The following is a 25,733-nucleotide window of genomic DNA, read 5'->3' as shown; positions in this document are numbered from 1 at the left end:
TCGCGGACGCCGAGGGTGCCGCGGGTGCCGCGCCTGCGGAGCGCAAGCCCCGCCGCCGCACCCGCACCCGTGCCCGTACCCAGCCGGAGGGCTGACCCCTCCCGACGGCCGCCACGGCCGTGACCTGCTTGAGCCCCGGGCTCCCGCCTTTGCTGCGGGGGCCCGGGGCTCGGGCTGTTTGCTTCCCCACCCCACCCCTTCCCGCAACTGGGGGCTCCGCCCCCAGACCCCCCTTCGGGGGGGAGGGGCTGCGGGGCTGGCGCCCCGCGCCCCCAGGGGCGGCAGCTTCGCGCCGCCAGCCCCAGGCACGGCCTTCGGCCGTGTCCTCAAAGCTCCCCAGCCGCCTCCCCAAGAGTCCTCCTGCTGCTGCCTCCACCAGACTCCGTCCGGGGGCACCCCAGGGGTACCCCCGTGGGGGGTGCCCCCAACGGCCTCAATTGAGCCCCGCCGACGCTTGAGACGCGAGAGGCCGCACAAGCAAGCCCCGTGGGGGCACCCCCGGACGGAGTCTGGGGGAGATTGAGGCGCGGGGACCAGAAACCAAGCCCCGCCAGCGCTTCAGGCGCACGAACCAGAAAACCAGCCCCACCAGCGCTTCAGGCACAGGAACCAGAAAACCAGCCCGTGGGGGTGGGCCCGGGCGGGGTCTGGGGGAGATTGCGGCGCGGGGTCCGGGGGGGGGAGCCCCCGCAGACTGAGGGGGCGGTCGCGGCGATAGCCTCGGGGCATGAGCCGGCCGCCCACCTTCACCCCGCCCCCGTCCGCCCGCGCCCACGCGCTCCGCACCGCGCGGGGCGAGTTCGCCGTGCTGGAGGCGCTGCCCGCGGGCGAGCCGCGCGCGGACGCGCTGCTGCTGCCCGGGTACACGGGGAGCAAGGAGGACTTCATCGCGCTGCTGGAGCCGCTCGCCGCCGCGGGCTACCGGGTGGTCTCCGTCGACGGGCGCGGGCAGTACGAGACGCCCGGCCCGGACGACCCGCAGGCCTATGCGCAGGGCGAGTTGGCGCGGGACGTGCTGGCACAGGCCCACGCGGTCTCGGACAGCGGCGGCAGGCCGCTGCATCTGCTCGGGCATTCGCTCGGCGGCCAGATCGCCCGTGCCGCCGTGCTCCTCGACGCGGCCCCCTTCGCCAGCCTCACGCTCATGTCCTCCGGCCCCGCCCAGATCGCGCCGTCCCAGCAGCAGAAGGTCAGGCTGCTCAGCGAGGCCCTCGCCGCCATGAGCATGGCGGAGGTCTGGGAGGCCATGCAGGCCTTCGAACCGCCAGAGGACGCGGGGCCCGAGGCCGGAAACGGCGCGGATCTGCGCCGCCGCTGGCTGCGCCACACGCCCGCCCAACTCCTGGCCACCGGACGCCAGCTGACGGCTGAGCCGGACCGGGTGGGCGAGCTCGCCGCCGTACGGCAGCTGCCCAAGCATGTGCTGTCCGGCGAGCAGGACGACACCTGGCCGGTGCCGCTGCTCGACGCGATGGCCGAGCGGCTCGGCGCCTGCCGTACGGTCATCGCGGGAGCCGACCACTCCCCCAACACGGACCGGCCCGCGGAGACGGCGGCGGCGGTCGCGGCGTTCTGGGAGCGGTGCGACGACCCGGCCTGAGCAGCGGTCAGGTCACGGAGCGCAGATGCTGCCAGAAGCCGTCCCGCAGCGCCCGCCTCAGCTGCGCGTGCCCCCGCAGCGATCGGCGCAGCACGCGCTCCGCCTCGATCAGCAGGTCCTGGTCGACCGGTCCGGGCAGATACGGGTGTCCCGGCAGCAGCTCCGTCATCGCGTTGTGCCCCCGCTCGGCCAGCCACGCGGCCGCGATCTGCGCGCCGACGAAGCGCACCTCGTCGCGTGAGGGCGGCGGCTCGGCGTCGGCGGCGCCCGCGTCCTCCCCCTCGTACATCGTCACGGGCCGCCGCGTGACATACGGCCGGCAGAAGTCGAGATCGAAGGTGCGCTGACTGTCGACCTCCCACAGCAGCGGCTCCGCCTGGTTGCGGCCGTCGGCCGCCTCGATGCCCCACAGATGGACCCGCGCCCCGTATCCCTGTGCCGCCTCGACCGCGGAGACCAGGTCCTCGTCACCGCCGACCAGCGCCGCGTCGCTGATGGCGCGGTGCCGGGCGAGTGACTCCAGGTCGCTGCGGATGAGGGAGTCGACGCCCTTCTGCTGGTTGCTGGCGTTGAGGTTGCCCAGCCGCACCTTCACATCCGGCAGCTCGGCGATGGTCTGCTGCTCTGCTGTGTGAATGCGGCGGCGGGCGCCGTCGTACCAGTAGACCCGCAGCAGCCGGCTGTCGGCGAAGATCGTGCGGGCCTTGTCGATGAACGCGTCGATCAGCCCCTCCGCGTCCAGGTCGAAGGAGCGCCGGTCCTCGGTGCCCGCGACCAGCAATCCGGCCGCAGCATAGACGTAACCCGCGTCCACGAAGATGGCGTGCGTGGACGGGGTTTTGGCGACCTCCGCGAGCATCCGCTCCAGGAGCGCATTGGTGCGCTCCAGACGGGCGGCGATGGCGTGGCCGGATGTGCGGCCGTTCGCCGGGTCCTCTGGGTCATTCACACGGGCCTCGTTCATACCGGCCTCATTGTCCGCGGGGACCGTCCTTACTCGCGAGTAGTTAGCCATCCAAAAAATTTCCTTAGCGTAGGGAATGTTTTCTGGAGGGCGCCTGTTGTAACCGTACGTACGCCACGACGAAGCACGACGAAGGGAGACACTTTGCGCTTTGAGATCATGCGACTCGACGACATCGACGGCACCGCGGTGGACAGCACGGTGGTGGACGCCGCCTCCGTGAACCGGCTGGTTCAGCAGGCCGCGGCCATCGGGCAGCGTATCTACATCCGCCCGGCGGACTCCGCCGCCACCGCATACACCTCGCAGACCTCGTAACAGCCCGTGCGCCGGCTCACGCGCCCTGGATGACCTGGGTGACGCCGTTGATGATCTGCTGTACGGCGATCGCGGAGAGCATCATGCCCGCGAGCCGGGTCACCAGCACCACCCCGCCGTCCTTGATGACGCGGATGATCAGCAGCGAGTGACGCATCGTCAGCCACAGCACGATGTGCATCGCTGCGATCGCCGCCCAGACGGATATCTGGCCGCCGAAGCCGTCGGCCTTCTCGACCGCGAGGATGACCGAGACGATCGCGCCGGGGCCCGCCAGCAGCGGCATGCCCAGCGGCACCAGTGCGACGTTGACATCCTTGGTCTGCTTGGGTTCGTCCGTCTTGCCGGTCAGCAGGTCGAGCGCGATGAGCAGCAGGAGCAGACCTCCCGCGATCATCAGCGCGGGCACGTCCACATGCAGATAGTCGAGGATCTGCCGGCCCATGATGCCGAAGAGGGTGATCACTCCCAGCGCCACGGCGACCGCCTGCCACGCCATCCGGCGCTGCACCTTGGCCGGACGGCCCGCGGTCAGGGCGAGGAAGATCGGAGTGATCCCGGGGGGATCCATGATGACAAAAAGGGTCAGAAACAGAGAGCCGAAAAGGGCAGCGTCGAACACAGTGGGACCTTGCGGAAACGTGGGTCGTACAGGGGCGGGCGGGGGTTTACGGGCGCGGCCCGCCGGCGCCCGGAACGGGGAACGCGCCCGTCGCCCGGCGCGTGATCTCGCCGTAGATCTCCGGATCGGTCGTGTACTCGCCGAGCCGGCAGGTCTTGCGGCTGCCGTGGTAGTCGCTGGAGCCGGTGGCCAGCAGCCCGAGATCGGCGGCGAGGCCGTGCAGCCGGGCGCGGGTGGCGGCGTCGTGGTCCATATGGTCGGCCTCGATGCCGTCGAGGCCCGCGGCGGCGAGGCGGGCGATCGCGTCCTCGGGCACCACCTCACCGCGCTTGACAGCGAGCGGGTGCGCGAAGACGGTCACCCCGCCGGCGGCCTTGACCAGGCGGATCGCCTCGAACGGATCAAGCTCGTGACGCGCCACGAAGACCCGGCCGCCGTCGGCGAGCCACTCGGGCGTGAAGGCGTCGGAGACCGTCTCCACGACGCCCAGGTCGACCAGGGCGGAGGCGATATGGGGCCGGCCGACCGAGCCGTCGCCCGCGATCTTGGCCACCTGCTCCCAGGTGATGGGAACGTCCAGCTCCCGCAGCTTGGCGACCATCGCCCGCGCGCGCGGCACCCGGTCGTCGCGCACCAGCTCCCGCTCGCGCAGCAGCTCCGGCTCGTCCGGGTCGAAGAGGTACGCGAGCATATGCAGGCTCACACCCTCGATACGGCAGGACAGCTCGGCCCCGGTGACGAGGGTGAGGCCCTCGGGAAGCGCGGCGGCGGCTTCGGCATGGCCGCGGGTGGTGTCGTGATCGGTGAGCGCGACGACGTCCAGGCCGGCAGCGGCGGCGTTGCGCACCAGCTCGGCCGGGGTGTCCGTACCATCCGAGGCCGTGGAGTGGGTGTGCAGATCGATGCGCACGACGCGTGACTCCAGAGCGGCTCGGGGCGGACAGCGGGACGCTCCAGAATAACCGCGTTCCGGCGGCCCCCGGACCGCCGCGTGTCCAACGCCATAGCGCGAACGGCGGGCGAGCGCCCCGGCGGGAGGCCCCGGCGGCAGGGGGATGCCCGGCGGGAGCGGGCGCTGCGGCGGGGGGTGGGCGCTACCGCACGGCAGCAGGAGTTACCGCACAGGAGCCGGCGCTACCGCACGGCAGCGGGCGTTACCGCACGGCAGCGGGCGTTACGGCACAGGACCGGGGGGTGCGCACAGGACCGGGCGCTACGACAGCAGTCGGGGCGAGAGCGCCCCGCAGGGGAGGAGTTCGACCTCCGCGCCCGCGTCCCGCAGATCCGTGAGGACCAGCTCGTCGTACATCAGCAGGCCGGACTGCTCGGGCCAGGCGATCGCCCAGAGCCACAGCCCGCGCGCCTCGCCGGCGAAGACCGCGCGGTCGTCGGGCGCGCCCGCGACATGCCACAGAGGGGTGGGACGGCCACCCGCGAGGACCTTGGTCTGAGGCGATTTGTCGACGCAGATGTGCGGGCCCGGGTCGGGGCCGTCCGTGCCCGCGTAGCGCGCGCCGAGGCCGACGCCCAGTTCCTCGGCGACCAGCAGCAGCTCCCCCAGGCCGCCCAGGGGCCCGGGGCCCGAGCAGGCGACGGCGGTCGCCCGGCCGCCGCTGCGGTCGTCGCCCGCGTATGCCACCCCCGTGAACAGCCAGCCGACGGGCAGCGGCCACGGCATCCACACCGGCACCTGTGCCCGGTGCACGACGACGCCGAGCGCCTCGACGCTGGGCGGGATCACCGGTTGCAGCGGGTGCACGGCCCCATGCACATCGCACTGCCAGGAGTCGGCGAAGAGACCGGGCGCCCTGACCCGGCCACCGCACTTCGGGCAACTGGGTTCGCCCCTCATAGCGTTCCACGGTCCTCTCCGGCCGTCGTCGCGTCAAGGACGATCACCCGTCCGGAGCGCACCGCCGTCGCGTTCAGCCGTTCAGTCCAGGGCCGCTGACCTGCGCAGCGGATCGCGCAGATCGGTTCCGCCGGTGAGCCAGCGTTCTTCGAGGGCCTGTGCGCCGTGGACCCGCTTCCAGGCCGCCTCGTTGGGCGTCATCGGCAGCAGCGGCAGAAAGCGCACCGGGTCCCTCGGGGCGTCCAGCTCCAGGTCCTCCACCAGACCGCCCGGCTCCGCGACCAGCACCGAGGTGAACGGCGCACCCGGCCACAGCGGCTCGCCCACGTCCAATGACGCCCCCGGGGCCACCACCACCCCCTCTACCTGCGGCGAGGCGGCCAGCACGGCGAGCGGGCGGAGCACCTTGTCGGTGTCCGCGAGCCCCGCGCGCACCGAGAGGACCAGCTCCGCGCGCGGCCCCTTCACAGGATCGGCCAGGGCCGCCGTGGGGTCCGTCATCGGCTGGGCGGACATGCCGAGCGTGACATAGCGGACGATGCCCCCGCCGTAGCCGCCGTTCCCTTCGTCCCCGCCCCGGTCCGCGAAACGCAGCACCTCGATGCGATTCGTGCCGAGGAAGGTGACGGAGGCCCGCGCATCAGGCTCCCCGAGCGCCATACGCAACCGTGCCTCGACGAGAGCAAGAACATCTTCCATGCGGCGAGCATAAAACGCATATGGAACGGGCAAAGGAAGAGATTGGCCCTCAGTCGGCTGATAGTCTTGGCCGCTGGTCGGGTCGCCCGCTTGTGAGACCCGTAACCCGACGACACGTCATCCCCCACGGGGGACCGGCCGGAGGAGGTGGGGCTGCGATGGATCGAAGTCGATCGTGCAGTACCAGCCGCTCTTCCGAACCGCCTTCGCCTCGTCCGTGAGCTGAGCTCCAGCTGATCTCCTGGGGCCTGCGGGCGAGCTGAAACTCCCGCACGGCGCACGCCGGAAGAGCACTTCACCTTCGCTTTCCGCCTGTCTGCAGCGAACGCCGTCCCCTTCGCGGTTGCGCGGTGCCGCCCGATTTGCGGACGTACGCGCCCTGGTCGCCCCGTGCGCACCGGCGCGCCTCACGTCCTCGTTCCGGGCTGTGCCACGTCTTCCGCCGACGGCCTTCAGTCGTGAAGGAGCCAGCCATGTCGATGATCCGTGACCTGCGTGCCGTGGTCCGTCCCGCCCTGCGTCCCGCACTGCGCAAGAGCGGTGCGTACGGCTCGTACAACGCGTACGACCCCACCCGCGACGCGTCGGCCTCCAGCGCGGTCGTCGACTGCGCCGTCTACCGCGACGGTCAGCGGCTGGAGGACGAGACCTGTCTGACGCCACACGAGGCGATGCTGCGGGTGCGAGAGGGCGGCGGCTTCGCCTGGATCGGGCTGCATGAGCCGACCGAGGAGGAATTCGCCGGCATCGCGGCGGAGTTCGGGCTGCACCCGCTCGCCGTCGAGGACGCGGTCCACGCGCACCAGCGGCCCAAGCTGGAGCGGTACGACGACACCCTGTTCACCGTCTTCAAGACGGTCCACTACATCGAGCACGCCGAACTGACCGCGACGAGCGAGGTCGTGGAGACCGGCGAGGTGATGTGCTTCACCGGGCGGGATTTCGTCATCACCGTCCGGCACGGCGGCAAGGGCTCCCTGCGCGCCCTGCGCCACGGTCTGCAGAAGGACGCGGAGCTGCTGGCCAAGGGGCCGTCCGCGGTGCTGCACGCCATCGCCGACCATGTCGTGGACGGCTATATCGCCGTGGCCGACGCGTTGCAGGACGACATCGACGAGGTCGAGATCGATGTCTTCTCCGCGCCCGCGAAGGGCAGCCCGCGCGGCAGCGACGCCGGGCGGATCTACCAGCTCAAGCGTGAGGTGCTGGAGTTCAAGCGGGCGGTGACCCCGCTCCTGCGGCCCATGCAGCTGCTGAGCGAGCGGCCGATGCGGCTGGTCGACCCCGACATCCAGAAGTACTTCCGGGACGTCGCCGACCACCTCGCACGCGTGCAGGAGGAGGTCATCGGCTTCGACGAGCTGCTGAACTCGATCCTCCAGGCGAATCTGGCGCAGGCGACGGTGGCGCAGAACGAGGACATGCGCAAGATCACCTCATGGGCGGCGATCATCGCGGTGCCGACGGCCGTGTGCGGGATCTACGGCATGAACTTCACGTACATGCCGGAGCTGGAGTGGCGGTACGGCTACCCGCTGGTGCTCACCGGAATCCTGGGCGTCTGCTTCGCCATCCACCGCACGCTCAAGCGCAACGGCTGGCTGTAGCGGGCCGCGGCCGGGAGGGGCACTAGGCTGCTGGTATGACAGACAAGCTGCTCGGCCAGGCGCTCGTCGAGGAGGCCGCCAAGAAGTCCGGCCTGATCTGGGTGCGCGGCGACGGCCCGGAGCGCGCCCTGTGGCACGTATGGCACGACGGCGCCGCGTACGTCGTCGGCGACGGCCCCGGCGAGCAGCCCCTGCCGGGGCTCACCGACGGCGGCCGCGCCGAGGTGACCGTGCGCAGCAAGGACAAAGGCGGCCGGCTGGTGGCCTGGACCGCCGAGGTGCGCGAGCTCGCACCGGGCTCCGAGGCGTGGGAGGCGGCGGTCGCCGAGCTGAAGGGCAAGCGGCTGAACGCGCCGGACGCGGAGCGGATGCCGGAGCGGTGGGGGCGGGAGTGCCGGGTGCTGCGGCTGGAGCCGCGGGAGGTGAGCATGGACCTGCCGACCGGGTCGCTGGCGGCGGCGCCGTTGCCTTCTGACGCGGTCACGCGCCGCGCGGTGCCGGCGGCGCTTCCCCGCCTCCTCTTCAAGCGCGGCGGCCGCTGACTGGGGCTCCGCCCCAGACCCCGCGCCTCAATCTCCCCCAGACTCCGTCCGGGGGTGCCCCCACGGGGCTTGATTGTGCTGCCCCCTCGCCTCAAACTCCCCCAGCCCCGCCTGGGGGTACCCCCAGGCGGGGCTGGGCTTCTGGCTCCTGCGCCTCAAACGGCGGTCGCTGGGGAGATTGAGGACACGGCCGAAGGCCGTACCGGGGCGGGCGGTGCGAAGGCGCCGGCCCTGGGGCGCGCAGGCCCTCCCCCCGGAGGGGGGTCTGGGGGCGGAGCCCCCCCCGTTTCAGTCGTCGCTCGTCTTCGGCAGCTGGCCCCCGTAGTCCACCGTCTCCTCCTTCGGCGGTTCCTTCAGGGGAAAGTCCTTGCCCCAGTCCCCCAGGGTCAGCACTCCCGTCCCGCCCGCGCGCGTGAACTGGAGGGGGTAGGGCGTGCCCTCAAGGGAGACGTCGAGGGCATTGCCGCCGCCCTCGCTGCCGGTGACCTTGATGGCGCGGACGCCGCCGACCTTCGTGCGGTCGCCCTTGACCAGCGCGCCGTGCATCCCGAGCAGTCCGTCGAGCAGCAGGTCCATATCGGTGAAGCCGCGGAACTGCTCGTACGCGGGGTCGCCCTTGGGGACTTTCACATATTTGCCGTTGAGTTTCTCCGCGGCCTCCAGGTCCGCCTTGCTCGGCTTCTCGCCGCTCTTGGCGTCCGTGTGGGTCCAGAAGCCGGCGTCCGCCCTGAGATAGAGCGCGTCGCCGATCCGCAGCAGCTCGAAGGTGGTGTCCTTCGCGGTGACGGATCCGCTGCCGCCGTCCTGCTTCAGGCGCATGTTCAGCTTATAGGTGCTGCCCGAGGTCACCAGCGTGCCCGACAGCCGCACCGACGACGCCGCGTCCGCCGCCGCCTTCGCCTTCGTCTCGATCTCGGCCGCGGAGAGCTTGCCCACGCCATTGGTCCCCGCGTCCGGATCCTCTTCGCCGCCGCACGCAGTGAGCGACGCGGTCAGCCCGGCGCACAGCGCCAGGGACAGCACGGCTCTTCGCCTTCGCGCGGCGGGGGGGAGGGGAGTCACAGGCGCACTGCCTCTCATACGCGGTCGTGGTGGCAGTCGGCAGCGTACCTGTGCGGTATCCGCCCCTCCGCAGCCAGGCGTAAGAGCTTCGTGCGAGTTCCGTACGGACGCTTCATCAGGGCGGCGCAGAAGGGAACGGACTAGCCTGAAAGGCCTGGAACGCGGCATTCCGCAGCGAAGAGGAGGCGCATCGCATGCCCGCAGGCGCCCCTCGCATCTTCGTCTCGCACCTCGCCGGCGTCGCCGTCTTCGACCCCAACGGCGACCAGGTCGGACGCGTCCGCGATCTGGTGGCGATGCTGCGCGTGGGCCGCCGTCCGCCCCGGCTGCTGGGCATGGTCGTCGAGGTGGTCAGCCGCCGCCGGATCTTCCTCCCCATGACCCGGGTGACGGGCATGGAGTCGGGCCAGGTCATCACCACGGGCGTGGTCAATATGCGGCGCTTCGAACAGCGGCCGACCGAGCGGCTCGTTCTCGGCGAGCTGCTGGACCGGCGGGTGCGGCTGGTGGAGACGGGCGAGGAGGTCACCGTGCTGGACGTCTCGATCCAGCAGCTGCCCGCCCGCCGCGACTGGGAGATCGACAAGGTCTTCGTACGCAAGGGGAAGGGCGGGGCGCTGCGCCGCAAGGGGGAGGCGCTGACCGTCGAGTGGTCGGCCGTCACGGGCTTCTCGCTGGAGGAGCACGGGCAGGGCGCGGAGAGTCTCGTCGCCACCTTCGAACGGATGCGCCCCGCCGACCTGGCGAATGTGCTGCACCATCTGTCGCCGAAGCGCCGCGCCGAGGTCGCCGCCGCGCTCGACGACGACCGGCTGGCCGATGTGCTGGAGGAGCTGCCGGAGGACGATCAGGTGGAGATCCTCGGCAAGCTGAAGGAGGAGCGGGCCGCGGACGTCCTGGAGGCGATGGACCCGGACGACGCGGCGGATCTGCTCTCCGAGCTGCCGGAGGAGGACAAGGAGCGGCTGCTTACCCTGATGCGGCCGGACGACGCGGCGGATGTGCGCCGGCTGCTGTCGTACGAGGAGCGGACGGCAGGCGGTCTGATGACCACGGAGCCGATCGTGCTGCGGCCGGACGCGACGGTCGCCGACGCGCTCGCCCGGGTACGGCAGCAGGATCTGTCACCGGCGCTGGCGGCGCAGGTGTATGTGTGCCGGCCGCCCGACGAGACGCCGACCGGCAAGTACCTGGGCATGGTGCACTTCCAGCGGCTGCTGCGCGATCCGCCGTTCACGCTGGTCAGCTCGCTGGTCGACAGCGATCTGCCGCCGCTGGGGCCGGACACCGCGCTGCCGGAGCTCACCAGCTATCTCGCCGCGTACAACATGGTCGCCGCGCCCGTCGTCGATGAGAGCGGCTCGCTGCTGGGCGCGGTGACCGTCGACGATGTGCTGGACCATCTGCTGCCGGACGACTGGCGGGAGACGGAGTTCGAGGAGACCGCGGACCACGGGGACGCGCATGGCTAGGGGACGCGCATGACCAGCGGCGAGGGCGGCGGCCCGGACCGCATGGAACGTCTGGAGGCCCGCGAGCGCATGCCGTCGGGCGCGAGCGCCGTCTCCCGCCACCGCACGCGGCTCGACATGCCCCGCGCGCCCCGGCGTACGCTGCTGCCGGAGTACGACCCCGAGGTCTTCGGCCGGCTGTCCGAGCGGATCGCCCGCTTCCTGGGCACCTGGCGATTCATCGCCTGGATGACCGGGATCGTCGTCATCTGGATCGGATGGAACGCCGCCGCGCCCAAGGAGCTGCGGTTTGACGAGTACCCGTTCATCTTTCTGACGCTCGCCCTCTCGCTGCAGGCCTCCTACGCGGCCCCGCTGATCCTGCTGGCGCAGAACCGCCAGGCCGACCGCGACCGCGTCACCCATGAGCAGGACCGCAAGCAGAACGAGCGCTCGATCGCGGACACCGAGTATCTGACCCGCGAGATCGCGGCGCTGCGGATGGGCCTCGGGGAGGTCGCCACCCGCGACTGGATCCGCTCCGAGCTGGAGGAGATGACCAGAACGCTGGAGGGCACGCTGGAAGGGACGCTGGAGGAGCAGCGCGCCGTATTCCCGTCCGGGGACGGGAACCGGAGTGACGAACACGACCGCTGACCGCTCTTTCCGGCGGTGGGAGCCAGCGCCGTACCATCGTCCGTATGGTTACGGAAGACGCGGTGCTCGAGGCACTGTCGACGGTGAACGACCCCGAGATCAACCGACCGATCACCGAACTCGGCATGGTCAAATCGGTGGAGATCGGTGCGGACGGGGCGGTCGCCGTCACGGTGTATCTGACCGTCTCCGGCTGCCCCATGCGGGAAACGATCACCAGGAACGTGACCGACGCGGTCGCCCGGGTCGACGGGGTGACCGGGGTCGATGTGGCGCTGGACGTGATGAGCGACGAGCAGCGGCGCGAGCTGGCCGCCTCACTGCGCGGCGGCGCGGCCGAGCGTGAGGTGCCGTTCGCCAAGCCCGGCTCGCTGACCCGCGTGTACGCGGTGGCCTCCGGCAAGGGCGGCGTCGGCAAGTCCTCCGTGACCGTGAACCTGGCCGCCGCGATGGCCGCCGACGGGCTGAAGGTCGGCGTCGTCGACGCGGACATCTACGGCCACAGCGTGCCGCGCATGCTGGGCGCCGAGGGCCGGCCCACCCAGGTCGAGAACATGATCATGCCGCCGTCGGCGAACGGTGTGAAGGTCATCTCGATCGGCATGTTCACCCCCGGCAACGCCCCGGTGGTGTGGCGCGGACCCATGCTGCACCGCGCGCTTCAGCAGTTCCTCGCCGATGTGTACTGGGGCGATCTGGACGTGCTGCTGCTGGATCTGCCGCCCGGCACCGGCGATATCGCCATCTCCGTGGCGCAGCTGGTGCCGACCGCCGAGATCCTGGTGGTCACCACCCCGCAGCAGGCCGCCGCCGAGGTCGCCGAGCGGGCCGGCTCGATCGCCGTGCAGACCCACCAGAAGATCGTCGGGGTCGTCGAGAACATGTCGGGGCTGCCCTGCCCGCACTGCGACGAGATGGTGGATGTGTTCGGCACGGGCGGCGGCCAGCAGGTCGCCGAGGGGCTGACCAGGACCACCGGCGCGACGGTGCCCGTGCTCGGCGCGATCCCCATCGACGTACGGCTGCGGGAAGGCGGCGACGAGGGCAAGCCGGTCGTACTCACCGACCCGGAGTCCCCGGCGGGCGCGGCGCTGCGCACCATCGCCGGAAAGCTCGGCGGCCGTCAGCGCGGTCTGTCGGGCATGTCGCTGGGCATCACCCCGCGCAACAAGTTCTGAAGCGGACAGTTCCGGCAGGCTGTTCCGGCACTCAGGCAGACACAGAAGGGGCGTCACTCGGCTGAGCGGCGCCCCTCCTGTTCTCAGGTGTACGCCCTGTTCTCAGGTGTACGCCGTGAGGTCCTGGATCACCGAGAAGCCCAGGCCGTACGCGCTCATCCCGCGCCCATACGCGCCGATGTGCACCCCGCCGTCCGTCGGACCGGCCAGCACCCAGCCGAACTCCGACTCCCGGTAGTGGAAGGGCGTCGGCTCGCCGTCGACCGGAAGCGACAGGGTGGACCAGGCCGGCCCCGCCAGATCGTCGGCGAGTTCGAACGCGGTCTCCGTCTGCTGCTCCAGCCAGTCGTCGCGCAGCGCGTGGTCCAGCTGCGGCGGCCAGGTGTGGGCGAGCAGCCCGGACCCGGCCAGCCAGGCGGCCGAGGAGACCGTGGTGGCTTCCAGGACGCCCGTCCCGTCGCCGCTGCGCCGGACCGGGCTGACCGCCACGGTGACGACGACCGCGAAGCGCTCACGCTCCGGGCTCTGGCTTCCGTCGGACTTTATCGACGGCTCGTCGCCGTGCCCCACGGAGCCGTGCTGGACCGTGCCGTCCGCCGCCGTGCCCACGTGCATCAGACGGCGGGGCCCGGTGAACGCCTCGTCCAGTCCGTACCAGGGGAAGGACGCGCGCAGGTATCCGTCGATCGACCGCCGAGCCGCTATTTTCTCCTTGGCCCCCAGCGGTCGCTCCCCGCCCGCAGCGGGGGATGGGTCGGTCGTACCCGGTACCGCTACTCGACTCGTCGTCTCCATCTATCCGGCCGCCTCCTTGTATTTCGAGACCCGGAACGGACCCGCCCCCCTCGGGCGTCCTGACTTCCGGACAGATGGAGAATAGCCACCCTGTCCCGTCTCGCAGGGATTGACGGTACTCAGGTGGCGTCTGCGTCAAAGGGCGGCCGCTCGTCCTTCTCGAGCGTTACGCGCTTCTTGAGCAGGTCGGGGCCGGTGGAAGAGGAGCTTCCGGGAGCTGCGGCGGGAGCTGAGTCATCGGGGCCGGACGCCCTGCCGTTGACCGCGTCGACGACTTCGTTGACGTCCTTCTTGAAGTCGAACGAGCTGCGAAGCTCCTTGAGCTCCTTCAGCTCCTCGCTCTGGTCGAGCTGCTTGCGGATGAACGCCTTGGGGTTGAGGTCCTCGAACTCAAAGTCCTTGAACTCCGGCCCCAGCTCGCTGCGGATGTCCTGCTTCGCGCTCTCGGAGAACGCGCGGAGCCTCCGGATGAAGCGGGCGGCGTCCTGGATGACCTTCGGCAGCTTGTCGGGGCCGAAGATGAGCACCGCGAGGATCACAAGCGCCACCAGCTCCAGTCCGCCTATGTCGTTGAACACCCTGCTGCTCCTCGTGGTCCACGGGCCCGCACATCGACTCTTCGATGAGGGCGAAAAGGCCCGTTCCACGGTACCCGCCCGCGCTCGCCGGGCGGTACCTTGCCCCGCCCGGCCGGGCCAGAGTGCGATTGTTGTTCAGCTGCCGGACGAGCCGAGGATCAGCGTCAGGGTGCGTTCGCCGGAGCCGCCGCGCCGGAGGGTCAGCTGGAGTTCGTCTCCGGGGCGGTGGGCGCGGATCTTCACGATCAGCTCCTCGCCGCTGTGCACCCGCTGGCCGTCGACCTTGGTGATCACATCGCCGGGCCTGATGCCCGCCTTCGCGGCCGGTCCGCCCGGTGTGACGGACGGCCCGCCGTCACGGCCCTTCTCGCCGACGCGCGCGCCGTCGCCGGTGAACTTCATGTCGAGGCTCACGCCGATCACCGGGTGGGTGGCCTTACCGGTGTTGATCAGCTCCTCGGCGACCCGCTTGCCCTGGTTGATGGGGATGGCGAAGCCGAGGCCGATGGAGCCCGGCTGGCCGCCGTCCGTGCCGGGGCCGTCGCCCGCCGCGCGGATCGCGCTGTTGATGCCGATGACTTGGGCCTTGGAGTCGACGAGCGGCCCGCCGGAGTTGCCGGGGTTTATCGGGGCGTCGGTCTGGAGCGCGTCGACATAGCTGATGTCGCTGCCGTCGCCCTTCTCGCCACCCGCGGTGATGGGGCGCTCCTTGGCGCTGATGATGCCCGCGGTGACCGTGTTCTGCAGATCGAAGGGTGCGCCGATGGCCACGACGGGGTCGCCGACCTGGACGTTGTCGGAGTTGCCGAGCGGCAGCGGCTTGAGGTTGGACACGCCGGCGACCCTGACGACGGCGAGGTCATAGCCGCTGTCCTTGCCGACGAGCGTGGCCCTGGCGGTGTCGCCGCTGCTGAAGGTGACCGAGATGTCGCCCGTCTCGCCCGCCGGGTCCACCACGTGGTTGTTGGTGAGGATGTGGCCCTTCCGGTCGAGTACGAAGCCGGTGCCGGTGCCCGCTTCTCCGCCGCCGCTGACATGCAGGGTGACCACGCTCGGGAGCGCGCTCGCGGCGATGCCGGCGACGCTGTCCGCCGGGCGGACGCCGTTGTCACGGCCGGCTTGCGGCAGCTCGACCCGCGTGATGCCGCCGTTGCGCTCGATATACGCGCCGATGCCGCCGCCGACCCCGCCCGCGACCACCGCGATGAGCAGCGCCGCGAGGGCCAGGGTGCCGCGCCGCCTGCCCTTGCGGGCGGGCTGGGGCGGCTGGCCGGAGGGGAGGAGGTGGCCAGGGTGGCCGAGGTGGTGGCCAGGGTGACCGGGATGGCCTCCCGCAGGGCCGTGCTGGGCCGGCGGCTGCTGTCCGGGCGCGCTCCACGGGTCGTACTGGAGCCACTGCGGCGAAGGCTGCGACGGGTGCTGGGGCCCGCCCTGGGGCTCCGGCGGCATGGGCGTCCCCTGGGGCGGCGTGCCCGGAGGGGCCGGGGCGGGTGCGGGGCCTGTCGGAGCCGGGGTGCCGTGGGCGGGCGTGCCGGGCGCCGGGGGGCCGGAGGCAGGGGTGCCTTGCGCGGGCGTGCCGGGCGCGGGCGTCCCGTGCGCCGGGGTGGCGCCGGGGGCGCCGGCCGTGGGGCGCTGCACGGGCGGTGCGGGCGCCCAGGGGCCTGGCTCTCCGTACGGCGGGGTCCGGTACTCGTCCGGTTCATGCAGCGGCTGCGGACGGGCAGAGTGTCCAGCGGGGGCCGCAGCGGCGGCCTGCGCCTCCGCGGGCGGCCCGTCGGGGCCAGGTGTCGGCGGCGTCGCAGGCGTCTGCGACGCCACGGGGGCGGCCGCCGGGGACGGCGTCGGCCCGGCGGCGTCCCCCGCGGCGTCTGCGGCGTCCGCTGCCGTGTCCCCGGTCTCCGGCCGGGAGGGAGCCCCACCTGCCGCGCCGGGTCGGCTCCACCACCGCGCCTTTGACCCCGTGGGCTGTGTGAGCTTCCCGTCGTCCATGCTCTCCCCGCAGACTGCGACTGCCGAAATGCCGCGGCGCTGGTGCAGCGCCGCTCCGCAGATTCAACCAGGTTTGCGAATCGCCGCGCAGGGGTCCTGACCGGCTCGGTCAGGGCCGCGGGGGCAGCGGGGACCCGGACGGGGTGGGGGCGGTGAGGGGTCCCGCCGGCGTCTCCGCGCCGAACGGCATGGACGTGCCGAAGGGCCGGTTCGGCGACAGAGGCGACCAGAGCGAAAGCGGCGACAGGGGCGACGGCGTCTGCTGGGCCGACTGCACGCTCTGGCCCGGCCGGGCGGGTGCTGCCGTCAGCGAGGCGCCGCCGGAGTGTGCGAGATCGTAGGCCCCGTACCCGCCGCTTCGCCGGCGGTCCGCCTCCGAGCCGCCGCGCACGCTTGTCGCGGCTCCGGGGAACGAGCCGCTGACGCCTGCCCCGCCGATGCCTGAGGATGTGCTCCGCGTCGCGGTCGGCACGGCGTTCGAGGCGGTGTGCGCGGCCGTGTTCGAGGCGGCGGTGTTCGAGGCGGCGGCCGTGCGCGGCGGGGTGATGTTGGTCCCGCGGCCCTCGCCCCGTGCGCTGCTCTGCGCGGAGCCGTCCAGGGACACCGTGCCGCCCAGGGCGATGGCGGCGAACGAGACGGCGCTCGCGGCGGCGAAGGCGAACCTCCGGCCGCGCCAGGGAGAGCGGTCGACGGCCGCGCGCCCGGTCTCATGGATCCGGAAGCCCGCTCCGGGACCGCCCGGCAGGACTGTCGCGCGGGAGCCTGCGGGGACGTGGCCGAACGTCTCCGCGCTGGGTTCGCCGGTATGTTCCGCCGAGGGCCTCAGCGCTCCTCTCACCCCGTCGCCCTGGCTTGTCCCTTCGCTCTGCCGGCCGCGTCCGAAGCCGCCGCCGAAGGCGACGCCGAGGCCGTCGAAGGGCGGACGGGGCCCGGGGCCGCCATCCCCGCCGGGACCCGCCGGGAGCCCCTGCAGCCGCGCCAACAGCCCCTCGGGGGGCGGGGGCGGCGCGGCATGGGCGAAGACGCTCTTCAGGCGGCGCTGGGCGTCCGCCTCGGCCTTGCATTTGGGGCACGTTGCCAGATGGGCCAGGACTCGGTCCCGGGCGTCATGTGTCAGCTCGCCGTCGACCAGCGCGGCGAGCCTGTCCCCCAGGTGCTGCTCCGCGGGAGTCGGACGTGTGCTGCTCACGCCGGTCCGACCTCCCCTGCTCCGGCTCCCGCGAACCCGAGCGCGGGCGACGGAACGCCCGCGGCCGCGGTGCCGCGCTGCTCGGCGCGGGCCTCCGGGGAGCGGTGCCTCAGGGCCTTGCGCAGATGGGAGCGCCCGCGGTGGATACGGCTGCGGACGGTGCCGAGCTTGACGCCCAGCGTCGCGGCGATCTCCTCGTACGACAGTCCCTCGATGTCACAGAGCACCACGGCGGCGCGGAACTCGGGCGCGAGGGTGTCAAGCGCCTGCTGCACATCCGCGTCGAAGTGGGTGTCGTTGAACGCCTGTTGCGGAGAGGGCTCGCGGCTGGGCAGCCGCTCGGCCGCGTCATCGCCGAGGGCGTCGAAGCGGATGCGCTGCTTACGGCGGACCATGTCCAGGAAGAGATTGGTGGTGATGCGGTGCAGCCAGCCCTCGAAGGTGCCGGGGGTGTAGGTCGACAGCGAGCGGAAGACCCGGACGAAGACCTCCTGGGTCAGATCCTCCGCGTCGTGCTGGTTGCCCGTGAGGCGATAGGCGAGGCGGTAGACGCGGCCGCTGTGCGTGCTGACGATCTCCTCCCAGGTGGGAGGCGTCCACGCCTGCGATTCCGCATCCGATGCGAAGGTCGCCGTGGGTGCGGAGTCAGAGGTGCGGGAACTGTCAGCGGTGTATGTCACGGATTTCGGCCCACCCGCCGACCTGAGAAGGCGCCTCAGCACTCCTCCCCGATCCGCAGGTGCAGCCGCACCTCCCCTGTCGGCTCTGGTGGTGTCCAGCGGAGCCCCTACCATAGCCACCTCGCCCGTTAGCACCGGATAAGAATCTTTACGCGAATTTGGGATCCACCGCCGGTTCGGGCTCTTGCGTTCCCGTGTGCTCCCCGCGGTTCCCCCTGTCCCTGCCTAACGCCCGGTCCCATCAGCGGGTTCCCGGGGCAGCGGATACAGTCGGCCTCGCGCGCACTACGGGGCAAGGAGAAGGTCATTACCGCCAACCGGCAGACGAGCTGGGCGTTCGCCGACGCCTTTGTCGCCGAGGACGACGCACTGCGCTGGGCCCGCGACCGGGCCCGGGAGTCAGGGCTCCCCTCGGTGTCCCCGGGCACCGGCGCCGCGCTGCGACTGCTGGCCGCGACGGCGGACGCGAAGGCGGTGGCCGAGATCGGCACGGGCGCCGGCGTCTCCGGGATCTATCTGCTGCAGGGGATGCGCCCGGACGGGGTGCTGACGACCGTGGATCTGGAGCCGGAGCGGCAGCAGTTCGCCCGCGAGGCGTTCCGCGGCGCGGGCTTCGCCGGGAACCGGGCGCGGTTCATCCCGGGCCGGGCCCTCGATGTGCTGCCGCGGCTGGCGGACGGCGGATACGACCTCGTCTTCTGCGACGGCGACCCGATGGAGTCCCTCGACTATCTCGCTGAATCGTTGCGCCTGCTGCGGCCCGGCGGTCTCGTCTGCTTCGAGGGGGTCTTCGCGGACGGCCGTACGGTCGACTCCGCGGCCCAGCCGGCCGAAGTGCTGCGGGTGCGGGAGCTGCTGCGGGCGGTGCGGGAGAGCCAGGAGCTGCTGCCCACGCTGCTGCCGGTCGGCGACGGACTGCTGTGCGCGGTGCGCAGGGGCTGAGACGCCTTGACACACGTCTGCCCCGGCACGCCCGGGCCGGAGCCGCCTCTGCCCCAAAGACGCCCGGGCTGGACACGACTGCCTGGACACGACTGCTGGGCCGGACCCGCCTGCACCCGGACACGCCTCTGCCCCGGCACACAGGACGGCGTGCCGGGGCAGTGCAGCGTATGGATGCGTCCGCGTCAGGCGGTGACCTTCTCCAGGGCCTCACCCAGGGCCTTGGCCTCGTCCGGAGTCAGCTCGACAACGAGCCGACCGCCGCCTTCGAGCGGAACGCGCATGACGATGCCCCGCCCCTCCTTGCTCACCTCGAGCGGGCCGTCGCCCGTCCGCGGCTTCATGGCCGCCATGCTCGTTCCCCTTCCTGAAACCAGCTCATCGTCAGCCGACGGCCCTGTGGAAGGGCACGCGTCACCGGCATCGAACACATTGCTTCCAGGTCATTATCCCGCATCGCCGGACCCGATGACCAACATCAGTCGGCATCGCTTGCGAAACGCGCTCACTCAAAACCACTCAATTCGGCGATCCGCCTGCGATACTTCGCCCCCGCGCCATGGCCGGGACCTGCGCAATGTTTGACGCAGGTCACATGTTCACGTGCCGATGATCTCCGTCATGCTTGGGCTGGACACTGCCGTTCGACCCGCGAAGGGACCTGACATGGCCGACACCGTGCTGTACGAGGTGAGCGACGGGCTCGCGACCGTCACGATCAACCGGCCAGAGGCCATGAACGCGATGAACATCCGTGCCAAGGCCGCCCTCCGGGACGCGGTGCAGTCCGCCGCCGCGGACCCCGCGGTGCGCGCGGTGCTGCTCACCGCCGCGGGACGCGCCTTCTGCGTCGGCCAGGACCTCAAAGAGCACGTCGCCCTGCTGGAGTCGGACCGCGACGCCGGCACCCGCCACACCATGGAGACCGTGCGGAAGCACTACAACCCGATCGTGCGGGCCATCGCCGAGATGCCCAAGCCCGTGGTGGCCGGGGTCAACGGCGTCGCCGCGGGCGCGGGCCTGGGCTTCGCGCTCGCCGCGGACTACCGGGTGGTCGCGGACAGCGCGTCGTTCACGACGTCGTTCGCGGGGGTGGCCCTGACCGCCGACTCGGGCGTCTCCTGGACGCTGCCCCGGCTGGTCGGCCGGAGCCGCGCCATGGAGCTGCTGCTGTTCCCCCGGTCCTTCTCCGCCCAGGAGGCGTACGACCTGGGCATCGCGAACAAGCTGGTCCCCGCGGGCGAGCTGGCCGACGAGGCCGCCGCGGTCGCACGCACCCTGGCGGACGGTCCGACGCTGGCCTACGCGGCGCTGAAGAAGTCCCTCGACTTCAGCGCCGACCACTCGCTGGCCGAGAGCCTGGAGAAGGAGGACGAACTGCAGACGATGGCGGGCGCGTCCGAGGACCACCAGATCGCGGTGCAGGCGTTCGTGGCGAAGGAGCAGCCGAAGTTCACGGGCCGCTGAGCCCGGCAGCGTCCCGAGGACGGCCGGTCGCGGCGCTTCCCGCGGAGCGAGCGCTCAGCGGGCCGCGCAGGCGGCGCGCGCCGAGCAGTCCGCCAGATGGTCGTTGACCAGGCCGCACGCCTGCATCAGGGCGTAGGCGGTGGTCGGGCCGATAAAGCGCAGCCCGCGTTTCTTCAGCGTCTTGGCCAGCGCCGTGGACTCCTCCGTGACGGCGGGCACGTCCGCGAGCGTCCGGGGGGCGGGCCGGGTCGCCGGGTCGGGGGCGTACGACCAGATCAGCCCGTCCAGTTCGCCGGGCGCCCACTGGGCGAGCACGCGCGCGTTGGCGAGCGTCGCCTGGATCTTGGCGCGGTTGCGGATGATGCCGGGGTCGGCGAGGAGGCGCTCCTCGTCGGCGCCGGTGAACTCCGCCACCGACGCGATCTTGAAGCCGGCGAAGGCGGTGCGGAAGCCCTCGCGGCGGCGCAGGATCGTGATCCACGACAGCCCCGACTGGAAGGCCTCCAGGCAGAGCCGCTCGAACAGTTCGTCGTCGCCGCGGACCGCGCGGCCCCACTCCTCGTCGTGGTACGGCACATAGTCGTAGGCCGAGAGGCCCCACGGGCAGCGGAGCCTGCCGTCAGGCCCCGGCAGCGCCGCTCCCTGCGCGGTCATCGCCCGTCCTCCTGCCCGGGGCCCCGGAACGGGTCGTCCGCGGGCGCGGTCAGCCGCTCGGTGAACCCGTCACGGGGCGTGTGGCCGTCCGGCCCGCGGCCATCCGGCCCGCGGCCTCCGGGCTTGTCGAACAGGCCCGGGCCGCCCCGCGCCGCCGCCTGGGCGCCGGCGAGCGCCGACTCCAGCTCCGCGATCCGGGCGTCCCGCTCGGCCAGCTCCGCGCCGAGCCGGCCGAGCACCTCGTCGACCTCGGTCATCCGGTAGCCGCGGGCGGCGACCGGCAGCCGCAGCGCCTCGATGTCCGCACGGCCGAGCGGACGGGCGGCGGGCAGCGGGTCCACGAGGTGCTCGGGCGCCGCCTCGGGCAGCGCCGCGCTGTCGCCGCCGCCGACGACGGCCACCGTGACCGCGGCGACGACCACGACCATCGCGATCAGCAGAAAGAAGAACACGGTCGAGCCTCCCCAGGCGGAAAACATCCGGTGCTGATCGTGCCATGGCTCCAGGGGACGGAAGTGCCGCGGCCACGGAGTTAGGGTCGCAGGCGGACGAGCTGAGGAGGAAACCGCGAGATGCTGCGGCTGGGACGGCGCGAATTCGATGCGCACGAGCCGGTGATCATGGCCATTGTGAACCGGACGCCGGACTCCTTCTACGACCGGGGCGCGACCTTCCGCGACGAGCCGGCCCTCGCCCGTGTCGAGCAGGCGGTGTCAGAGGGCGCTGCCATCATCGACATCGGCGGGGTGAAGGCCGGTCCCGGGGAGGAGGTGAGCGCCGAGGAGGAGGCACGGCGCACGGTCGGCTTCGTGGCCGAGGTGCGCAGGAGGCATCCGGATGTGGTGATCAGCGTCGACACCTGGCGGCACGACGTCGGCGAGGCGGTCTGCGAGGCGGGCGCGGATCTGCTCAACGACGCGTGGGGCGGGGTGGACCCCGCCCTGGCGGAGGTCGCGGCGCGCTACGGCGCGGGGCTTGTGTGCACCCACGCGGGCGGCTCACGGCCGCGGACCAGGCCGCACCGGGTCGCCTACGACGATGTGGTCGCCGACATCCTGCGGGTGACGCTGGCGCTCGCCGAGCGGGCGGTCGAGCTGGGTGTGCGCCGGGACGGGATCATGATCGACCCCGGCCATGACTTCGGCAAGAACACCCGCCACAGCCTGGAGGCCACCCGCCGCCTCGGCGAACTCACGGAGACCGGCTGGCCGGTCCTGGTCTCGCTGTCCAACAAGGACTTCGTCGGCGAGACCCTCGACCGCCCGGTGAAGGAACGCCTCATCGGCACGCTCGCGACGACGGCGGTCTCGGCGTGGCTGGGGGCGCGGGTGTACCGCGTCCACGAGGTCGCGGAGACCAAGCAGGTCCTCGACATGGTCACGGCGATCGCGGGCCACGGGGGGCCGAAGGTGGCGAGGCGGGGCCTGGCGTAGGGGGGCGGTGCGCCTGCGGCGGGCCGTTTCCCCGCCCCTCCCCCTACGCCCTGCGGCGTGGGGGGACCCCCACCTCCCGTAACCGGGGGCTCCGCCCCCCGGACCCCCGCGCCTCAAGCGCCGGCGAGGCTGGAAAATCCAGCCCGTCCGGCGCTTGAGGACACGGCCGAAGGCCGTACCGGGGGGTCTGGGGGCGGAGCCCCCGGAAAACAAGCCCGCGCTACCGACCCGTCTCCTTCGTCACCAGCGCCACCGCCTCCTCCACGTCATCCGTCACATGGAACAGCAGCAGATCCTTCTGCGACGCCTTCCCCTGCCCCACCACCGTGCTCCGCAGCCACTCCACCAGACCGCCCCAGTACTCCGTGCCGAAGAGGACGATGGGGAAGCGGGTGACCTTGCGGGTCTGGACGAGGGTGAGGGCTTCGAAGAGTTCGTCGAGGGTCCCGAGGCCGCCCGGCAGGACCACAAAGCCCTGGGCGTACTTCACGAACATGGTCTTGCGGACGAAGAAGTAGCGGAAGTTGACCCCGATGTCGACATGGGGATTGAGCCCCTGCTCGTAGGGGAGCTCGATGCCGAGGCCGACCGAGATGCCCCGCGCCTCCCGGGCGCCCCGGTTCGCCGCCTCCATCGCGCCCGGGCCGCCGCCCGTGATGACGGCGAAGCCCGCTTCGACGAGCGCCTTGCCGAGGGCGACGCCGGACTCGTACTCGGGGGTGCCGGGCCGGGTTCTGGCGGAGCCGAAGACGCTGATGGCGCTGGGCAGTTCGGCGAGCGCGCCGAAGCCCTCGACGAACTCCGACTGGATGCGCATCACCCGCCACGGGTCGGTGTGCACCCACTGGGAGTCGCCCTCGGTGTCCAGCAGTCGCTGGTCCGTGGTGCCGGGCTGCACCTGTTCCCTGCGGCGCAGCACCGGCCCCAGCCGCTGCTCCTCCAGAGCCCGCAAACCCTCGGAGTTGCTCATGACCTGCTCCCTCCGCTGAACATCGACGTGCTATGTGCCTGGGCTCAGGGTAGGTCGCGGAACGTTACGACATGCGAAATACCAGGGATCGCCATCCGGGCGATCATGCGGTGAGCCACTCCCGCAGCCGCTCCTCACAGTGCCTGATCCTGTCCACCTCGACACGTTCGTCGCGCTTGTGCGCGAGCAGCGCGTTGCCCGGACCGTAATTCACCGCGGGCACGCCGAGCGCGCTGAAGCGGGATACGTCCGTCCAGCCGAACTTCGGCTGCGCGGTCCCGCCGACGGCCGCCATGAACGCGGCGGCGGCCGGGTGGGACAGCCCCGGCAGCGCCCCGCCGGTGTGGTCGTCCACCGCGATCTCGTCGACGCAGTCGGCGAAGATCTCGCGCACATGGGCCTCGGCCTCTGCCATGGAGCGGTCCGGCGCATAGCGGTAGTTGACGACGACGGTGCATTCGTCGGGGATGACATTGGTCGCCACACCCGCCTCGATGCCCACGGCGTTGAGCCCTTCCCGGTACTCCAGCCCGTCGATCACGGGCCGCCGCGGCTCGTACGCGGCCAGCCGGGCCAGGACTGGCGCGGCGGCGTGGATCGCGTTGGACCCCATCCAGGCGCGCGCCGAGTGCGCCCGCTCCCCCTTGGTCCGCAGATGGACCCGGAGCGTGCCCTGGCAGCCGCCTTCGACCTGGGCGTCGGACGGTTCGAGCAGCACGGCGAAGTCGCCCTTCAGCCAGTCGGGGTGGGCCTCGGCCACATGCCCGAGGCCGTTGAGGTGAGCTGCGACCTCCTCGTTGTCGTAGAAGACGAAGGTGAGGTCGCGGTTGGGTGCGGGCACGGTCGCGGCGATCCGCAGCTGCACGGCGACGCCGGACTTCATGTCGCTGGTGCCGCAGCCCCACAGGACGCCGTCCTCGTCGAGCCGCGAGGGGACGTTGCCGGCGATGGGCACGGTGTCGATGTGCCCGGCGAGCACGACCCGCTCGGCGCGGCCCAGGTGCGTGCGTGCGACGACGTTGTTGCCGTGCCGGTCGACGGTCAGATGGGGCAGGGTGCGCAGAGCGCTCTCGATCGCGTCGGCGAGGGGCTTCTCGGTGCCGCTGACGGACGGGAAGTCGACGAGGGCGGCGGTGAGCGCCGGGCCGTCGAGGGCTAGGTCGAGCGCGGGCGCGACGTCCGCGGGCACGGTGCCGGCGGGAGCGGCGACCGCCGAGGCGGCAGGACTGGTCGCGGGGTTGGTCGCGGAGCTGGTGGCGGAGCTGGTCACGGGGCTGCTGTCGGGCATAGGTCTGACCATAACGCGGGCTCCAGTACGGTGGGCCCGTGTCCGAGTCCGCCTCCTCCTCCGCCGCCCCCCGGGTGCGGCGCGGCCGTCTGCTGCGCCACGGGGCCGCGTTCGCCGTGCTGCTGGCGCTGGTCGGCTATGTCGTGGCGCAGTACGCATCGGGCGGCCGGGCGGTCCCGCGCTGCACGGTGCGAGGGCCCGAGGGCGACGGGCCGTCGTATGAACTGAGTGCGGAGCAGGCGTCGAACGCCGCGACGATCTCGGCGGTCGGCACGACCCGCGGCATGCCGGAGCGCGCGGTGACCATCGCACTGGCCACCGCGCTGCAGGAGTCGGGGCTGCGCAACATCAGCCACGGCGACCGTGACTCGCTGGGACTCTTCCAGCAGCGCCCCTCCCAGGGCTGGGGCACACCGCGGCAGATCCTGGACCCGGTGTACGCCTCGGGGAAGTTCTACGACCATCTGGCCGAGGTTCCGGGGTACTCGCGGCTGCCGCTGACGGTCGCCGCGCAGCGGGTGCAGCGCAGCGGCTTCCCTCAGGCGTACGCGAAGCACGAGCCGGACGCCACGCTGCTGGCCTCGGCGCTGACCGGCCGCTCCGCCGCCTCCCTGACCTGCGAGAGCCGCGAAGTGCCCGGCGCGGCGGAGCAGGACACGGCCGATCCGGGGAAGCTGCGGTCGGAGCTGGTGCGGGCCTTCGGCCGCGAGGTGCTGCCCGACCAGCCGGGCCAGGAGGGCCAGGAGGGCCAGGAGGGCGGCGCGGGACGCGCTGGGGCCCCCTCCCCGCTTGAGGTGTCCGTGCCGGTGCCGGCCACGGCGGGGACGGAGCGCGTCCGGACGGCGGACCGCGGCTGGGAGCTGGCCCACTGGGCGGTGGCACGCGCCGACGACCTCGGCATCGACCGCGTCTCGTACGGCGGCCGGGTGTGGAGCGCGACCGCGTCGGACGAGGGCTGGCGCCGGGAGAAGCCGAAGGCCGCCGAAGGCTCGGGGGCATCCGGATCAGCCGGGGCATCCGACTCCGCCGCCGCGGCGGAGGTCCGCATCCGTCTCGCCGCGCCCTGACAGCACACGGAGCGCAGAACTCCGCACAGCTCACACGGGTCAGGTGCGCCCCTCTGCGCGCCCCTCTCCCCGACTCGCACGGCCGTCCGCCGAGTCCCTCGAAGGAGGCACTCCGGCCACATCCGGACG

The 25,733-nt window shown here is 72.1% G+C and carries 27 protein-coding genes; 11 read left to right on the top strand and 16 right to left on the bottom strand.

The genetic code is table 11. From position 1 onward, the window contains the following. Window positions 1-727 precede the first annotated feature (727 nt). A complete protein-coding gene (locus OF819_RS11140; protein ID WP_267243260.1) occupies window positions 728-1,600 on the top strand; it encodes an alpha/beta fold hydrolase in 873 nt (290 codons plus the stop codon). Between the two features lie 7 nt (window positions 1,601-1,607). Here the strand turns inward: OF819_RS11140 and OF819_RS11135 are convergent, their stop codons facing one another. Then, window positions 1,608-2,564, bottom strand: a complete 957-nt coding sequence (locus OF819_RS11135; RefSeq protein ID WP_267243259.1) for an NYN domain-containing protein — start codon at window positions 2,562-2,564, stop codon at window positions 1,608-1,610. A 159-nt stretch (window positions 2,565-2,723) separates the two neighbouring features. Between OF819_RS11135 and OF819_RS11130 the strand changes: the two genes are divergently transcribed. Continuing rightward, window positions 2,724-2,882, top strand: coding sequence for a hypothetical protein (locus OF819_RS11130; RefSeq protein WP_267243279.1), 159 nt, complete (start codon window positions 2,724-2,726; stop codon window positions 2,880-2,882). A 16-nt stretch (window positions 2,883-2,898) separates the two neighbouring features. Here the strand turns inward: OF819_RS11130 and OF819_RS11125 are convergent, their stop codons facing one another. The 4 genes from OF819_RS11125 to OF819_RS11110 all read right to left on the bottom strand — a co-directional run bounded on the left by OF819_RS11125 (window position 2,899) and on the right by OF819_RS11110 (window position 6,055). Then, window positions 2,899-3,504: a MarC family protein gene (locus OF819_RS11125; RefSeq protein WP_267243258.1), complete on the bottom strand. Its 606-nt coding sequence runs from the start codon at window positions 3,502-3,504 to the stop codon at window positions 2,899-2,901. A gap of 46 nt (window positions 3,505-3,550) precedes the next feature. Beyond that, the gene (locus OF819_RS11120) at window positions 3,551-4,414 is read right to left on the bottom strand and encodes a PHP domain-containing protein (protein WP_267243257.1); all 864 of its coding nucleotides are present in this window, start codon (window positions 4,412-4,414) and stop codon (window positions 3,551-3,553) included. 303 nt (window positions 4,415-4,717) lie between these two features. Beyond that, the gene (locus OF819_RS11115; protein WP_267243256.1) at window positions 4,718-5,356 is read right to left on the bottom strand and encodes a DUF6758 family protein; all 639 of its coding nucleotides are present in this window, start codon (window positions 5,354-5,356) and stop codon (window positions 4,718-4,720) included. Window positions 5,357-5,437: 81 nt separating this feature from the next. Continuing rightward, a complete protein-coding gene (locus OF819_RS11110) occupies window positions 5,438-6,055 on the bottom strand; it encodes a suppressor of fused domain protein (RefSeq protein ID WP_267243255.1) in 618 nt (205 codons plus the stop codon). Between the two features lie 473 nt (window positions 6,056-6,528). Between OF819_RS11110 and OF819_RS11105 the strand changes: the two genes are divergently transcribed. Both OF819_RS11105 and OF819_RS11100 read left to right on the top strand, forming a co-directional pair. Next, window positions 6,529-7,662, top strand: a complete 1,134-nt coding sequence (locus OF819_RS11105) for a magnesium and cobalt transport protein CorA (protein ID WP_267243254.1) — start codon at window positions 6,529-6,531, stop codon at window positions 7,660-7,662. Between the two features lie 35 nt (window positions 7,663-7,697). Beyond that, window positions 7,698-8,204: a hypothetical protein gene (locus tag OF819_RS11100; RefSeq protein ID WP_267243253.1), complete on the top strand. Its 507-nt coding sequence runs from the start codon at window positions 7,698-7,700 to the stop codon at window positions 8,202-8,204. A gap of 288 nt (window positions 8,205-8,492) precedes the next feature. Here OF819_RS11100 and OF819_RS11095 read toward each other — a convergent pair whose 3' ends face one another. Further along, window positions 8,493-9,266 (bottom strand): hypothetical protein, encoded by a 774-nt coding sequence (locus OF819_RS11095; RefSeq protein ID WP_267243252.1) that lies wholly within the window; start codon window positions 9,264-9,266, stop codon window positions 8,493-8,495. Window positions 9,267-9,460: 194 nt separating this feature from the next. Between OF819_RS11095 and OF819_RS11090 the strand changes: the two genes are divergently transcribed. Genes OF819_RS11090 through OF819_RS11080 form a run of 3 tightly spaced genes read left to right on the top strand, consistent with a single transcriptional unit; the run spans window position 9,461 to window position 12,552 of the window. Continuing rightward, a complete protein-coding gene (locus tag OF819_RS11090) occupies window positions 9,461-10,738 on the top strand; it encodes a magnesium transporter MgtE N-terminal domain-containing protein (protein ID WP_267243251.1) in 1,278 nt (425 codons plus the stop codon). A 9-nt stretch (window positions 10,739-10,747) separates the two neighbouring features. Then, a complete protein-coding gene (locus tag OF819_RS11085; RefSeq protein ID WP_267243250.1) occupies window positions 10,748-11,374 on the top strand; it encodes a DUF1003 domain-containing protein in 627 nt (208 codons plus the stop codon). 44 nt (window positions 11,375-11,418) lie between these two features. After that, on the top strand, window positions 11,419-12,552 hold the full coding sequence (locus OF819_RS11080) for an Mrp/NBP35 family ATP-binding protein (protein ID WP_267243249.1): 1,134 nt from the start codon (window positions 11,419-11,421) through the stop codon (window positions 12,550-12,552). A 102-nt stretch (window positions 12,553-12,654) separates the two neighbouring features. Here OF819_RS11080 and OF819_RS11075 read toward each other — a convergent pair whose 3' ends face one another. From OF819_RS11075 to sigE, 5 genes are all read right to left on the bottom strand, one after another. Next, the gene (locus tag OF819_RS11075) at window positions 12,655-13,347 is read right to left on the bottom strand and encodes a hypothetical protein (RefSeq protein WP_267243248.1); all 693 of its coding nucleotides are present in this window, start codon (window positions 13,345-13,347) and stop codon (window positions 12,655-12,657) included. Between the two features lie 119 nt (window positions 13,348-13,466). Continuing rightward, complete coding sequence (locus OF819_RS11070) at window positions 13,467-13,925, bottom strand: sec-independent translocase (RefSeq protein WP_267243247.1); 459 nt, start codon at window positions 13,923-13,925, stop codon at window positions 13,467-13,469. 135 nt (window positions 13,926-14,060) lie between these two features. Continuing rightward, window positions 14,061-15,914, bottom strand: coding sequence for a S1C family serine protease (locus tag OF819_RS11065; RefSeq protein ID WP_267243246.1), 1,854 nt, complete (start codon window positions 15,912-15,914; stop codon window positions 14,061-14,063). A gap of 109 nt (window positions 15,915-16,023) precedes the next feature. After that, window positions 16,024-17,103, bottom strand: coding sequence for an anti-sigma factor family protein (locus OF819_RS11060; protein WP_267243245.1), 1,080 nt, complete (start codon window positions 17,101-17,103; stop codon window positions 16,024-16,026). Further along, a complete protein-coding gene (gene sigE / locus OF819_RS11055) occupies window positions 17,100-17,825 on the bottom strand; it encodes an RNA polymerase sigma factor SigE (RefSeq protein WP_267243244.1) in 726 nt (241 codons plus the stop codon). Before sigE ends, OF819_RS11060 begins: the two co-directional genes overlap by 4 nt. A gap of 222 nt (window positions 17,826-18,047) precedes the next feature. On the opposite strand from sigE, the gene OF819_RS11050 reads away from it, so the two are divergent. Beyond that, complete coding sequence (locus OF819_RS11050; RefSeq protein ID WP_323748917.1) at window positions 18,048-18,725, top strand: O-methyltransferase; 678 nt, start codon at window positions 18,048-18,050, stop codon at window positions 18,723-18,725. A 185-nt stretch (window positions 18,726-18,910) separates the two neighbouring features. Here OF819_RS11050 and OF819_RS11045 read toward each other — a convergent pair whose 3' ends face one another. Next, complete coding sequence (locus OF819_RS11045; protein WP_240136653.1) at window positions 18,911-19,078, bottom strand: DUF3117 domain-containing protein; 168 nt, start codon at window positions 19,076-19,078, stop codon at window positions 18,911-18,913. 313 nt (window positions 19,079-19,391) lie between these two features. Between OF819_RS11045 and OF819_RS11040 the strand changes: the two genes are divergently transcribed. After that, window positions 19,392-20,192 (top strand): enoyl-CoA hydratase/isomerase family protein, encoded by an 801-nt coding sequence (locus OF819_RS11040; protein WP_267243243.1) that lies wholly within the window; start codon window positions 19,392-19,394, stop codon window positions 20,190-20,192. A 54-nt stretch (window positions 20,193-20,246) separates the two neighbouring features. Here the strand turns inward: OF819_RS11040 and OF819_RS11035 are convergent, their stop codons facing one another. Further along, on the bottom strand, window positions 20,247-20,846 hold the full coding sequence (locus OF819_RS11035; protein WP_267243242.1) for a DNA-3-methyladenine glycosylase I: 600 nt from the start codon (window positions 20,844-20,846) through the stop codon (window positions 20,247-20,249). Continuing rightward, a complete protein-coding gene (locus tag OF819_RS11030; RefSeq protein ID WP_267243241.1) occupies window positions 20,843-21,298 on the bottom strand; it encodes a cell division protein DivIVA in 456 nt (151 codons plus the stop codon). The genes OF819_RS11035 and OF819_RS11030 overlap by 4 nt, the downstream gene beginning before the upstream one ends. A 120-nt stretch (window positions 21,299-21,418) precedes the next feature. On the opposite strand from OF819_RS11030, the gene folP reads away from it, so the two are divergent. Further along, the gene (folP, locus tag OF819_RS11025) at window positions 21,419-22,279 is read left to right on the top strand and encodes a dihydropteroate synthase (protein WP_267243240.1); all 861 of its coding nucleotides are present in this window, start codon (window positions 21,419-21,421) and stop codon (window positions 22,277-22,279) included. Window positions 22,280-22,499: 220 nt separating this feature from the next. Here folP and OF819_RS11020 read toward each other — a convergent pair whose 3' ends face one another. Together OF819_RS11020 and dapE are read right to left on the bottom strand one after the other, a co-directional pair. Then, complete coding sequence (locus OF819_RS11020) at window positions 22,500-23,249, bottom strand: TIGR00730 family Rossman fold protein (RefSeq protein WP_267243239.1); 750 nt, start codon at window positions 23,247-23,249, stop codon at window positions 22,500-22,502. Between the two features lie 103 nt (window positions 23,250-23,352). Further along, window positions 23,353-24,537, bottom strand: a complete 1,185-nt coding sequence (dapE, locus tag OF819_RS11015) for a succinyl-diaminopimelate desuccinylase (RefSeq protein ID WP_267243238.1) — start codon at window positions 24,535-24,537, stop codon at window positions 23,353-23,355. A 38-nt stretch (window positions 24,538-24,575) separates the two neighbouring features. Here dapE and OF819_RS11010 point away from each other — a divergent pair, with 38 nt between their 5' ends. Beyond that, complete coding sequence (locus OF819_RS11010) at window positions 24,576-25,604, top strand: hypothetical protein (protein ID WP_267243237.1); 1,029 nt, start codon at window positions 24,576-24,578, stop codon at window positions 25,602-25,604. Window positions 25,605-25,733 lie beyond the last annotated feature (129 nt).

This window comes from Streptomyces sp. PR69 (genome assembly GCF_026420845.1).
Lineage (GTDB): Bacteria > Actinomycetota > Actinomycetes > Streptomycetales > Streptomycetaceae > Streptomyces.
This window is presented reverse-complemented; position numbering and strand designations above follow the sequence as displayed.